The 12,054-nt window shown below is 39.6% G+C and carries 11 protein-coding genes, 1 tRNA gene and 1 pseudogene; 9 read left to right on the top strand and 4 right to left on the bottom strand.

Annotation, left to right across the window (positions count from 1 at the left end):
* Positions 1 to 17: 17 nt before the first annotated feature.
* Positions 18 to 93: transfer RNA gene (locus tag FTU12_RS14440), tRNA-Arg, on the bottom strand.
* A gap of 188 nt (positions 94 to 281) precedes the next feature.
* Between FTU12_RS14440 and FTU12_RS14445 the strand changes: the two genes are divergently transcribed.
* The 7 genes and pseudogenes from FTU12_RS14445 to FTU12_RS14475 all read left to right on the top strand — a co-directional run bounded on the left by FTU12_RS14445 (position 282) and on the right by FTU12_RS14475 (position 6,774).
* A complete protein-coding gene (locus FTU12_RS14445) occupies positions 282 to 1,217 on the top strand; it encodes an ABC transporter ATP-binding protein (RefSeq protein WP_180114756.1) in 936 nt (311 codons plus the stop codon).
* A complete protein-coding gene (locus FTU12_RS14450) occupies positions 1,214 to 1,987 on the top strand; it encodes an ABC transporter permease (RefSeq protein WP_078190306.1) in 774 nt (257 codons plus the stop codon). The genes FTU12_RS14445 and FTU12_RS14450 overlap by 4 nt, the downstream gene beginning before the upstream one ends.
* Positions 1,987 to 2,805 carry an NADPH-dependent 7-cyano-7-deazaguanine reductase QueF gene (gene queF, locus FTU12_RS14455; RefSeq protein WP_180114758.1) on the top strand — a complete coding sequence of 273 codons (819 nt, stop codon included), beginning with the start codon at positions 1,987 to 1,989 and terminating at the stop codon, positions 2,803 to 2,805. Before FTU12_RS14450 ends, queF begins: the two co-directional genes overlap by 1 nt.
* Before the next feature lie 17 nt (positions 2,806 to 2,822).
* A complete protein-coding gene (locus FTU12_RS14460; RefSeq protein WP_180114760.1) occupies positions 2,823 to 3,473 on the top strand; it encodes a hypothetical protein in 651 nt (216 codons plus the stop codon).
* A gap of 790 nt (positions 3,474 to 4,263) precedes the next feature.
* Entirely contained in the window at positions 4,264 to 5,265 is a 1,002-nt protein-coding gene (gene mltB, locus FTU12_RS14465; RefSeq protein ID WP_180114761.1) for a lytic murein transglycosylase B, read from the top strand.
* 286 nt (positions 5,266 to 5,551) lie between these two features.
* On the top strand, positions 5,552 to 6,166 hold the full coding sequence (locus FTU12_RS14470; RefSeq protein WP_180114763.1) for a septal ring lytic transglycosylase RlpA family protein: 615 nt from the start codon (positions 5,552 to 5,554) through the stop codon (positions 6,164 to 6,166).
* Between the two features lie 152 nt (positions 6,167 to 6,318).
* Positions 6,319 to 6,774 (top strand): annotated as a pseudogene (locus FTU12_RS14475) (DUF962 domain-containing protein).
* A 253-nt stretch (positions 6,775 to 7,027) separates the two neighbouring features.
* Here FTU12_RS14475 and FTU12_RS14480 read toward each other — a convergent pair.
* The 3 genes from FTU12_RS14480 to rpsB all read right to left on the bottom strand — a co-directional run bounded on the left by FTU12_RS14480 (position 7,028) and on the right by rpsB (position 9,475).
* The gene (locus FTU12_RS14480) at positions 7,028 to 7,537 is read right to left on the bottom strand and encodes a DUF3465 domain-containing protein (RefSeq protein ID WP_180114765.1); all 510 of its coding nucleotides are present in this window, start codon (positions 7,535 to 7,537) and stop codon (positions 7,028 to 7,030) included.
* A 174-nt stretch (positions 7,538 to 7,711) separates the two neighbouring features.
* Positions 7,712 to 8,587 (bottom strand): translation elongation factor Ts, encoded by an 876-nt coding sequence (tsf, locus tag FTU12_RS14485; protein WP_078190313.1) that lies wholly within the window; start codon positions 8,585 to 8,587, stop codon positions 7,712 to 7,714.
* A 141-nt stretch (positions 8,588 to 8,728) separates the two neighbouring features.
* Positions 8,729 to 9,475: a 30S ribosomal protein S2 gene (rpsB, locus tag FTU12_RS14490; RefSeq protein WP_078190314.1), complete on the bottom strand. Its 747-nt coding sequence runs from the start codon at positions 9,473 to 9,475 to the stop codon at positions 8,729 to 8,731.
* A gap of 207 nt (positions 9,476 to 9,682) precedes the next feature.
* Between rpsB and map the strand changes: the two genes are divergently transcribed.
* Together map and FTU12_RS14500 are read left to right on the top strand one after the other, a co-directional pair.
* Positions 9,683 to 10,510: a type I methionyl aminopeptidase gene (gene map, locus FTU12_RS14495; protein ID WP_078191991.1), complete on the top strand. Its 828-nt coding sequence runs from the start codon at positions 9,683 to 9,685 to the stop codon at positions 10,508 to 10,510.
* A 270-nt stretch (positions 10,511 to 10,780) separates the two neighbouring features.
* On the top strand, positions 10,781 to 12,007 hold the full coding sequence (locus FTU12_RS14500; RefSeq protein ID WP_111883988.1) for a pyridoxal phosphate-dependent aminotransferase: 1,227 nt from the start codon (positions 10,781 to 10,783) through the stop codon (positions 12,005 to 12,007).
* Positions 12,008 to 12,054: the final 47 nt, after the last annotated feature.

A 12,054-nucleotide genomic window follows, 5' to 3' on the forward strand; every position in this document is an offset into this window, starting at 1 on the left:
GTTTTTATAATATGTATTGGTGCGCTCAGCGGGACTCGAACCCACGCCACAGGCTTCGGAGACCTGTACTCTATCCAGTTGAGCTATGAGCGCTTATTTTGGATTGCGCACATCATAACAAAAAAAACTGTAAGGTAAAGCAACTATATAGATGTTAGGTATTTTTCTGCTTAAGCTTTATACAACGTTCTATTTTTAAAATGCAGTATTCCATACGATTTACTTGGTTTATTTGCCCCGATATCGCACAATACTCACACTATTTATAGAGTGAATTATTTATGACTGATGCACTAACGTTAAAGCAGCTGTCAAAAACCTATAAAAATGGGTTTCAGGCGCTTAAAGGTATTGATTTAACAGTACCCGAAGGTGAATTTTATGCACTTTTAGGTCCCAATGGTGCAGGAAAATCTACCACGATTAGTATTATCAGTTCACTTACCCGTAAAACTTCAGGTTCTGTTGAAATCTTTGGCCATAATTTAGATACCCATCCCTCGCATGCAAAGCAGTGTTTGGGCGTTGTCCCTCAAGAATTTAACTTTGGTCAATTTGAAAAAACATTTGATATTTTAGTGACTCAAGCTGGCTATTACGGCATTCCCAAAAAGATTGCAGAGAATCGTGCAGAGGAATATTTAGAAAAGCTTGGCCTTTGGGAAAAACGCAGTACCCAAGCACGCATGCTATCGGGCGGTATGAAACGCCGTTTAATGATCGCTCGTGCCATGATGCATGAACCTAAACTGCTGATTTTAGATGAGCCGACTGCTGGTGTTGATATTGAACTACGCCGTTCGATGTGGGATTTCCTCACAGAAATGAACGAAAAAGGTACGTCTATTATTTTAACGACACACTATTTAGAAGAAGCAGAAATGTTGTGCCGTCGAATCGCAATTATTGATCGTGGTGTGATTAAAGAAGACACCAGCATGAAAGGTTTCCTCAGTCAGTTGAATGAAGAAACCTTTATTTTCGATTTAGCCGAACCCATTGAACCGATCCATATAGAAATTATTGGTGTCCGTTTCAACTTAGTAGATCCTGTCACCTTAGAAGTCACTATGGATAAAGCCCATACCTTAAATGATTTATTCCAACTCATGGAATCACAAGGTATTCAGGTTCGAAGTATGCGTAATAAATCTAACCGACTAGAAGAACTGTTTGTCCGTATAGTCGAAAAAAATCTTGAAGGTGCAGCACAATGAATTTTAACCAACTGTGTATCGCCCTCTACACCTTAGTGTATAAAGAAATTCGCCGTTTCATGCGTATTTGGCCGCAAACTCTTCTCCCACCGGCGATCACCATGAGTTTGTACTTTGTGATTTTCGGTAATTTAGTCGGTTCACGCATTGGGCAAATGGGCGGTTTTAGCTATATGCAGTTCATCGTGCCCGGCTTAATTATGATGGCGGTCATCACCAATAGCTATGCCAATGTGTCATCCAGTTTCTTTAGTGCAAAATTTCAAAAAAGCATCGAAGAATTAATCATGAGCCCGGTGCCGTTACATATGGTGCTTTGGGGTTATGTGATCGGTGGTGTTTGCCGTGGTGTTTTAGTCGGCTTTATTGTCACTGCGATGAGCCTATTTTTTACTGAATTACACCTGACCAATATCTTCGTAACTATATATACAGTTCTCATTACTTCGCTACTGTTTTCTCTTGGCGGATTTATTAATGCTGTTTATGCAAAATCTTTTGACGACATTTCGATTATCCCGACTTTCGTCCTGACTCCGCTGACTTATTTAGGCGGTGTTTTCTATGCCATCTCATCACTGAGTCCTTTTTGGCAAAATCTCTCTTTAATCAACCCTGTCGTGTATATGGTCAATGCATTCCGCTACGGTATTTTGGGTCATAGCGATGTGAATGTCGGCATTTCACTGACAGTAATTACTGCATGTTGCGTTGTACTTTATGGCGTGGCGTATCATTTACTTTCTCGTGGTTCAGGAATGCGTGAATAATGAGTGTAGAACAATCCCTTTTAGGCAAAGACACCAATTACCCAACAGAATATCAACCCGATATTCTGTTTCCGATTGCACGTGCCACTGCACGTGAACAATATGCCCATGTGGAAGGCATCCGCCAAGGTAAAGACTGGTGGCATGTTTTTGAAATTTCTTGGTTAAATGCTTCTGGTGTGCCTCAAGTCGCTATTGGCCGTTTAACTTTGCCTGCAAGTTCAGACAACCTCATCGAATCGAAATCTTTAAAGCTCTACTTTAATAGTATGAACTTTACCAAATTTGATTCTCAGGCAGCGTTTAAAGCAACCGTTGAAAAAGACTTATCTGCTGCAGCCAATGCCGCTGTGACTATTGATCTATTTCATGTTGATGAAGTTGAAATTTCAAAACCGCAAGGCATCTGTATTGATGACTTAGAACCCACCCAGTTAGAAAATCATCCAAATGCAGCTTTACTCTCTTTAGATGAAGCTGCAGCGCAAGAAGAAGTTGAAATTCAACTTTATTCACATTTATTAAGAAGTAACTGTCCAGTCACGGGTCAACCTGATTGGGGAACGGTATTTATACGGTATAAAGGTACTAAGCCTTGTTATCGTAGTATTCTGGCTTATATTATTTCTTACCGTCAGCATAATGGTTTCCATGAACAATGTGTGGAGCAAATGTTTGCCGATATTTGGCAACATTTAAAACCAAGTCAGCTGATGGTATATGCTGCCTATACACGCCGTGGTGGATTGGATATCAACCCTTGTCGTGTATCGGATTTAACATGGATGCCTCGCCCCATTCGATTGGCGCGACAATAAAAAAATTGAGGTTAGTGATGCCATTTTTTGGTTTTCTTCCTTCTGAGGAACTTCTAAGCAGTATTCAAACTGGTCACGCGAAAAAAAATTCGAGTGAACCCCTTTATCCTTTACGTGATAAAACAGCTTTGCTGATTAATGAAGAAATCATTGGTGCAACTATATTAGCTCCTGTTCATCTGTTTCCTGCAAGCGATAAGCGCGACACAGCAGAAAAACTGGCTGGCTATGTCAAATCAACAGTCGCTGTATTGTTAAAGCAGCTATTGGGTAAATCTCCGAATGATGTGGTGAAACAATCCATTGAATTTTCAGAACGAAGTTTATTTCAAGACGCGACTGGCACTTATCGTGTAGGTCTGAGCTTAGATGCAGGATTGGTCACTAACCTTAAGAACAGTTATGCGGAAATTAAATCGGGCGCAGATATCAATAAAGCTGCTTTTGGTGAACTGTATAAACAGTTTGCTGAAGCTGCAGTGCGTCATTTTATGAATGACTTTAATAAAACTCTCGATTTAGGCATGATTAAACGTAAAGCAGCCGATATCGGTTCTTCTGCTGTGATTAAAGCTATTCATATTGCAATTGATAAGATCTTCCCAAATTTAACCAAAGAAGAGCTAGGTGCCCTTGCAGAAGCACATGATGCGATGTTTAACAAATAAATCTCGCTTTTCGTCAAAACCTAGCTTTGGCTAGGTTTTTTTATGGCTAAACGCATAAAATCGAATCCCGATACAATGACTATATAGTCATGCAAACACAGTTCTAGAATTGAACAGATTTTTATTAAAAGAAAGACAGTACATTGATATCCACAATTTTTAAAAATCTACAAAGAACAGGAAGAACCTGAATATAGATCATATTTTAATGTGAGCCGTCATTTTGGCTTAAATTTCAATGCGTCCATTTTAATATTCAATCTCTTTCTTTTTTATCATTCAGTCTATATTTCTACTATATATAGCGACGTTTTCAACAGCTTTGAAGCGTTAGCGAAAACACCCATGAGGTGAATACGCCATCACATGCATATAGATGTTTTTAGACCTGTGCTTTTCTAACCCTGCCCCCTTCGTTTTTTGGATTTTACTTTGCAAAATTTGTAGCTTCTAAACAGTATTTCGCAACGCGATAAAGTTTATTCGTTCTGCGTTTTTATGACGCATGAGTTTTAGAGTCATCTATATTTCAAATGATTTGTGAATATTTGCAAGTTATGTAAATGAATATGTCACTTTTCAATATGTTAACTACGAAAAAATCCTTTGCTTTGTCTTTTTTTGTATATCTATTTATGAAAGCATGCGCTGTCAGTGGTATCTTAGTTGCTATTGGTAACGTTTACCTTTAATGAGCTATGAAACCAGAAGGTCATCACAATTTTCAGGATCTTTTCCCCTCGAAATTTTGTTCATACTCATCGCTAAAGCAACTGGAAATTTTTTATTTATGCTAAATCGAAATTTTTATAAAAAACTATCACATATTGCCATTATGGCCGGTTCAATTTCACTGACCAGTTTTTGTCAGGCTAACGACTTCCAATCTCATCCAGCCTATGCAGCTTTTAAACAAAATACCATGCAAACCTATGGTTTAAGTGAGAGTCAAATTGATTGGGCAATGCAAGGTAGTAAAAACCTACCCAACATTATTAGCATTATGAATCGCCCCGGCGAATCAAAGCCTTGGTATCAATATAAAACCAATTTTTTAGCTGAAAGTACAATTCAACGCGGTGTTCGCTTCAAAAATCAATATGCCGACACTTTAAATCGTGCAGAACAACAATTTGGTGTACCTCAATCCGTGATTTTAGGCATTTTGGGTGTTGAAACAGGCTACGGCAGCAATAAAGGTAATTTTATTACCCGTGATGCTTTGGCGACCCTTGGTTTTGGCTATGAACGCCGTGCGCAATATTTCCAAGATGAACTTGCTGCACTGATTGCTTGGTCATATAAAGATGGTATTCCAACTAACTCTGTCGTCGGTTCATATGCAGGTGCTGTGGGTTATCCTCAATTTATGCCAAGTAACATTCCAAAATTTGGTGTGGACTACGATGGCAATGGTCATGTTGACCTGCGTAATTCGGCTGTCGATGCCATTGGTTCAATTGCAAATTATTTAGCAAATTATGGTTGGCAGCGTAATCAACCGATTGCTTTTGCTGCTCGCTATAGCGGAAACAACCCAGATGCTATTATTGCAAAGGATTTAAACCAGCCAACACCCTATGGTGTACTCAAGGCTCAAGGTGTAACCCCTATGAATCCATTGGTAAAAATCGATGATCTCGATTTAGTCAATGTCATCCAATTGCAAGATAGTTATGGACCAATTTATTACATCACTTATCCAAATTTTCAGGTCATTACAACCTATAACAAAAGCCGTATGTATGCGACTGCACTATGGCTTTTAGGCACTGAAGTTACCAGTCGATAAGACTGGTTTTTTCTTATAGAGCAAAAAAGTCAACAAATATTTTCACCAAAATGAGCATTTATTCGACATTTTACATAACTTGTTACATTATTGATTATTTTTTAAACAACTATTGTTAATTTTTTAGACATTTTCAAAGTATTTTAATTAAACACTAGACAGCCTATTGATGGCATGAATATTATCCATCTCGTTAAATATAGTTGCAAAAGTGAAATATCAGACGTGTTTACATGGATATCAGCGACTTAGTTGAACCAGTAAATATGCCATTGGGAGATAAACAATGCAGTCATCAATTATTAAATATGCCTTAGCGGTTGCCACGGCAGTTGCGCTAAGTCAGTCACAAGCTGAGATGGTTCAGTCATCATCATTCAATCATGATAATGACAACTCTCGTCTTGCAGCTCGTGTATTGAATAAAGAAGCTCAAAGCTTCAATTCAAACTTTACGAATTTAAGTAGCCTTTCAATCACTGAGCGTTCTGGCGATAAAATTCGTCGTCAAACAATCGCTGCTAAAATCGAAATTCCTGAAGATGAGCCTTCAGTGATTGAAAAGTTAAATACTGTTGCATCGAATACTGTTCGTAAGTTCACTCAAACAGGTACTGCTTCTTGGTACGGTCGTCAATTCCACGGTCGTAAAACAGCAAGTGGTGAAACTTTTGACATGAACGCACTTACAGCAGCACATCGTAGCCTGCCACTTAATTGCTTTATTCGTGTTACCAATCGCAATAATGGTAAAAGCGTCGTGGTGAAAGTAAATGACCGTGGTCCATTCCATGGCAACCGTGTTCTTGATTTATCTTATGGCGCTGCTAAGCAATTGGGTATTACCAATGCGGGTACTGCAAATGTGAGCATTGAACGCGTAGACGGTCCAAATTCTTAATTCTCCAATGAAGTGACTGCATTTAACAGACCACGCCTAGCGTGGTTTTTTATTTGAAGCCTCTTAGTCTTTCAAATCATCAGTAATCCTGATTTTGACCCTTCCCGCATTCTTGTTTATATTGGAGTCCTTCCCCATGATTAAGGACTATCATGAAAACAATCAACGAATGGTTTGATGAATACAGCGAAAGTCATCAAAATAAAACCAATAAAATGATTCACTAGATTTGCGTACCCACGATTTATTTTTCAATCGTTGGCATATTGGCGCATTTTAGCGCGCTACTTACTGCTGTCTTACTTGCCTTAGCATTTATCTTTTACGCACGTTTAGACATTGTACTTGCTGTTGCAATGGCCGCGTTAACGTTAATCATGGCATGGCTAATTTGGGTGTTACCAGTTGGATACGGCTTTTATATCGCACTCTTTGTATTCGCATGGATTGGTCAATTTTATGGCCATAAAATTGAAGGTAAAAAGCCCTCTTTTTTCAAAGATCTCCAATTCCTCCTCATTGGCCCTATTTGGTGTTTAGATACATTTTCAGGTAAAGTACTTGGTAATTGGAAAATACGCCATAAATCGCAAATAAAGAGCATTTAGAGCACGATTAATTTCATGGATCTCTTTTTCAGTTATTCCAGATCGGTTTTCTTCATATTCGATGCTTAAAACCCTATTGTTTATAGGTGTATTTATCTCTGGTATTTCCAATCATTTTTTCTATTTATACGACCAAAAAGTCAGTGTTTAAACACTGGCTTTTACTCAATATGGTTAATCCAATTTTATGTTGATAGCTTCATCTGAATCATGATCATTTAAATGACTAAAGTTAAAAATGACTACGTGATTTTTATTGATAGGTTTTACCTTGATGCTTTAACCAACCATCCTGATGACGTCCATTCGGATCGTGATGTGTCCAGTGCATCACACCCCCCTGATCTGAATATTCATATTCACCGTAAAATTGAACTGTATCGCCTTTTTGCAAGTTATCAATTCGTGGGGCTAGATCGATATTATGTGCAACTAAAAGGGTTTGACCATTATTTAAGTTCAAAATGAACTTTTGATGGCGACTACCTTCATTATCATCTCGAAGTACCGCTTTCACTTGACCTGTACCCTCAACCTGAACATTACTGAGTTTATTTTTAAATGCATGCGCAATAACATCTTCAGCACTCTGCCCTTTTTGTTGAGCATCTGCAGGTTGTACTGATTCTATTTGTGGCTGTGCGTTTTGTTCCGCTGTCGTCTGAACTGGTGCAGTTTTTTGTTGTTGTAAATCGATTCCGAAATAAGCGGCTGTAAGCGCAACAATAATTCCGCCGATGGTTAAATTTGTTTTGTTTGCCATAAGATAGTTTAAATCTAAATTTTCAACTCATTATAGTCATTAATATGGATAAAAATAGAATCTGTGAACAACAATGTACACAATATAAAGTTTAAATAGCTTTGAAATCAGTAAAGCTACAGCCATAAAAAAAGCCCTCTAAAACGAGGGCTTTTTTCTACAAATAATCAGAGATTATTTTGCAGCAGCTTGAGCAGCAGCGACTTCTTCAGCGAAAGAAAGTTCAGCTTTTTTCTCAATACCTTCACCAACTTCGAAACGTACGAAGTTAGCAACAGTAGTACCAGTTGCTTTAAGAACTTCTGCAACTTTCTTATCGTTGTCGATAACGTACATTTGGTTCTCAAGAACAACTTCGTTCAAGTATTTCTGAACTGAACCAGTTACCATTTTTTCAACGATGTTTGCTGGTTTACCAGATTCAATTGCTTTCGCTTCAGCAATTTCTTTTTCTTTAGCGATAAGTTCAGCAGAAACGCCAGCTTCGTTTACAGCAACTGGGTTGAATGCAGCGATGTGCATAGCCAAACCTTTACCAGTTTCAGCATCACCAGCGTATGCAACTACAACACCGATTTTTAAACCGTGTTTGTAAACTGCAAGGTTGTCGCCTTCAACGATTTGAGCACGACGCACTTGGATGTTTTCACCGATTTTTTGAACAAGCGCGATACGAGCTTCTTCTACAGTAGCACCATCTTCAAGTTTCAATTCAGCAATTTGAGCAACGTCAGTTACACCAGCAGCAAGCGCAGCAGCAGCAACTTTAGCAGAGAAACCAGCAAAGTTTTCGTCTTTAGCAACGAAGTCAGTTTGACAGTTAACTTCTACAAGGATTGCTTTGTTGCCTTCTTGAGCGATAGTGATCGCGCCGTCAGCAGCAATGTTACCCGCTTTTTTAGCAGCTTTAGCTTGACCAGATTTACGAAGGTTGTCGATCGCTAATTCGATGTCACCGCCCGCTTCTGTTAATGCTTTTTTACATTCCATCATTGCAAGACCAGTACGATCGCGCAATTCTTTAACCATGCTTGCTGTAACTGCAGTCATGTTAATCTCCTAAATACGGTAGAAAATGAATTCTTTTTAGAACAGAAACGGCCCAGAGCTGTCTCTTGGGCCGTCTGCATACATGACGCTTACTTTGCCACCATCACGTGTCGCAAAAATGACAAGCTTACGTCAAACGCATTAAGCCTCAGAAGCAGGAGCTTCTTCGCCTTTAGCTTGTGCATTTGCTTGTGATTGAGCATATTCTTTACCAGCAAGAATCGCATCAGCCATAGCAGAAGCGTAAAGAGTAACTGCACGGATCGCATCGTCGTTACCAGGGATAACGTAGTCTACGTTGTCTGGGTTAGAGTTTGTATCAACGATACCGATAACAGGAATACCAAGGTTTTTAGCTTCTTTAATTGCAATTGCTTCGTGATCAACATCGATTACGAATAATGCGTCAGGTAAACCACCCATGTTTTTAACGCCGCCAAGAGCGCGTTCAAGTTTTTCCATCTCACGAGTACGTTCTAAAGCTTCACGTTTAGTAAGTTTAGCGAAAGTACCGTCAGTAGATTGAGTTTGAAGGTCTTTTAGACGGTTGATTGACTGGCGAAGAGTTTTCCAGTTAGTCAACATACCACCCAACCAGCGGTGATCAACATATGGTTGACCTGCACGTTGAGCTTGTTCACGGATGATTGCAGAAGCTGCACGTTTTGTACCAACGAACAAAACTTTGTTCTTTTTGCTAGCCAAGTTGTTAGCAAAGTTCAAAGCATCATTTAACGCAGGAACAGTGTGCTCAAGGTTGATGATGTGAATTTTGTTGCGCGCGCCGAAGATGTATTCGCGCATTTTTGGATTCCAAAAACGTGTTTGGTGACCGAAGTGTGCGCCTGCTTGAAGAAGGTCGCGCATGCTTACGTTGTAATCTGCCATTTTCTTTACCTTAAAGTTTGGGTTAGGCCTCCATATACCCGCATTCTCCACCTAAAAAGGCACCCAGAGAAATGTGTCGATATATGTGCGGATTTTATTGCCCCATCGCACAAAGCTCGTGAAAGATATTCACGAAAAAGCATTTGATAAAATGGGCGGCTATTTATACCATAGTCACATACAAATTTCCAAAAGTTTTTAGAGATCATGAACAGTACTTACGAAGCTCCACGTCGATTAATTAAAACGCCTGACGAAATTGAAAAAATGCGCGTCGCGGGTCGACTGGCGGCAGAAGTTTTGGATATGATCAAACCGCATATTGTTCCAGGTGTGACTACCCTAGAACTTGATACGATTTGTCATGACTATATTGTCAACAAACAAGAAGCTATTCCTGCTTGTTTAGGTTATGGTGCTGCGCCGGGTCGTCCAGCGTTCCAGCACGTGATCTGTACTTCAGTGAACCATGTGGTGTGTCACGGTATTCCATCTGAAAGCAAAAAGTTAAAAAAAGGTGACATCTTAAACATCGATGTCACTGTGATTAAAGATGGTTACCACGGTGATACCAACATGATGTATATCGTAGGCGGTGAAACATCTATTTTAGCGAACCGTTTATGTAAAGTTGCTCAAGAAGCCATGTACCGTGGTATGGCGGTGGTAAAACCAGGCGCAACCATGGGTGATATCGGCCATGCTATTCAACAATATGTTGAATCAGAACGTTTTGGTGTTGTACGTGAATATTGTGGTCATGGTATTGGTACCGTTTTCCATGACGAACCACAAGTTTTACACTACGGTCAACCAAATACAGGCATGATCTTAGAAGAAGGCATGACATTCACGATTGAACCAATGGTGAATGGTGGCGACTGGAAAACCAAACTTCTTGGCGATAAATGGACTGTCGTGACTAAAGATCATAGCTTGTCTGCACAGTACGAACACACGCTACTTGTAACAAAAAATGGTGTAGAAGTGCTAACTGCTCGCCCTGAAGAAGATTTATCGCGTTTTGTTCAATAAGCAAAGTATTTGAAGCACAAAATTTTATTAAAAATGGTCACACATGTTGTGGCCTTTTTTATGCCCTATTTTTGTCCGTGACTTTAAGAATTTGCCATAAAATTTGATTAAAAATTTAAGTAACTCAATGTAAATTTTCTTAATTATAGGGTTAGGATGGAATATCACACTTTTTTGCACATTGTTGATTTTGCCACTCCCCATTACTGTGCATTTAAGCTAAGATAGTGTGCTTTTTATTTTTTAATCCCTATAAGAAGGAATACTGCCGTGGACGTACGTCTGTCTGATCGTGTAAATAGCATCAAACCGTCCCCTACACTTGCTGTTACTAACAAAGCTGCTGAATTGAAGGCTGCTGGTAAAAACGTAATTGGTTTAGGCGCAGGTGAACCGGATTTCGATACCCCACAACACATCAAAGATGCTGCAATTGCTGCTATCAACAATGGCTTCACTAAATATACAGCTGTTGACGGTACTCCAGGTCTTAAAAAAGCAATTATTGCTAAATTAAAACGCGACAATAACCTTGATTACGCTGCAAACCAAATCTTGGTTTCTTGTGGTGGTAAACAATCTTTCTTTAACTTGGCACTTGCTTTGTTAAACAAAGGTGACGAAGTAATTATCCCTGCTCCTTACTGGGTAAGCTACCCAGACATGGTGATCATTGCTGAAGGTACTCCTGTAATCGTGAAATGTGGTGAAGACCAACGTTTCAAAATTACGCCTGCTCAATTAGAAGCTGCAATCACTGACAAAACTCGTTTAGTGGTTCTAAACAGCCCTTCTAACCCAACAGGTATGATCTACACTAAAGAAGAATTGCTTGCTTTAGCTGACGTACTACGTAAATACCCAGAAGTTTTAGTTGCTTCTGATGATATGTACGAACCAATCCGTTGGGACGACGAATTCTACAACATCGCAACAGTTGCACCAGACCTTTACGACCGTGTAATCGTTCTTAACGGTGTATCTAAAGCTTATGCAATGACTGGCTGGCGTATTGGCTACGCAGCGGGCCCTGCTAAACTGATCGGTGCGATGAAAAAAATCCAATCTCAATCAACTTCAAACCCAACTTCTATTTCACAAGTTGCTGCTGAAGCTGCATTGAATGGCCCTCAAGACGTTCTTGAGCCAATGATTGAAGCATTCAAACGCCGTCACGACCTAGTTGTGAAAGGCTTGAACGACATCAACGGTATTACTTGCCTTCCTGCTGACGGTGCATTCTATGCATACGCAAACATCCGTCCTTTAATTCGTGCCAAAGGTTTAAAATCTTGCACAGAATTTTCTGCATGGTTGTTGGAAGAAACTGGTGTTGCAGTAGTTCCTGGCGATGCGTTCGGTCTTGGTGGCTACATGCGTATTTCTTATGCAACTGCAGACGAAGTACTTGTAGATGCGCTTGCACGTATTAAGAAAGCTGCTGATTCAATCGAAGGCGTAGATGCTGCGATTGCTTCAATTGCTGCTGAAAAATAATCTGCTTTTATAAAGCTAGATTAAAAAAACCCGCGCATATCGCGGGT

The organism is Acinetobacter sp. YH12063, from assembly GCF_013419715.1.
In the GTDB taxonomy this organism is placed as follows: Bacteria; Pseudomonadota; Gammaproteobacteria; order Pseudomonadales; family Moraxellaceae; genus Acinetobacter; species Acinetobacter amyesii.

Bases quoted from the DNA above. Each gene is read 5' to 3' on its own strand.
- FTU12_RS14445 (WP_180114756.1), top strand. From the start codon at position 282: ATGACTGATGCACTAACGTTAAAGCAGCTGTCAAAAACCTATAAAAAT.
- FTU12_RS14450 (WP_078190306.1), top strand. From the start codon at position 1,214: ATGAATTTTAACCAACTGTGTATCGCCCTCTACACCTTAGTGTATAAA.
- queF (WP_180114758.1), top strand. From the start codon at position 1,987: ATGAGTGTAGAACAATCCCTTTTAGGCAAAGACACCAATTACCCAACA.
- FTU12_RS14460 (WP_180114760.1), top strand. From the start codon at position 2,823: ATGCCATTTTTTGGTTTTCTTCCTTCTGAGGAACTTCTAAGCAGTATT.
- mltB (WP_180114761.1), top strand. From the start codon at position 4,264: ATGCTAAATCGAAATTTTTATAAAAAACTATCACATATTGCCATTATG.
- FTU12_RS14470 (WP_180114763.1), top strand. From the start codon at position 5,552: ATGCAGTCATCAATTATTAAATATGCCTTAGCGGTTGCCACGGCAGTT.
- FTU12_RS14480 (WP_180114765.1), bottom strand. From the start codon at position 7,537: ATGGCAAACAAAACAAATTTAACCATCGGCGGAATTATTGTTGCGCTT.
- tsf (WP_078190313.1), bottom strand. From the start codon at position 8,587: ATGACTGCAGTTACAGCAAGCATGGTTAAAGAATTGCGCGATCGTACT.
- rpsB (WP_078190314.1), bottom strand. From the start codon at position 9,475: ATGGCAGATTACAACGTAAGCATGCGCGACCTTCTTCAAGCAGGCGCA.
- map (WP_078191991.1), top strand. From the start codon at position 9,683: ATGAACAGTACTTACGAAGCTCCACGTCGATTAATTAAAACGCCTGAC.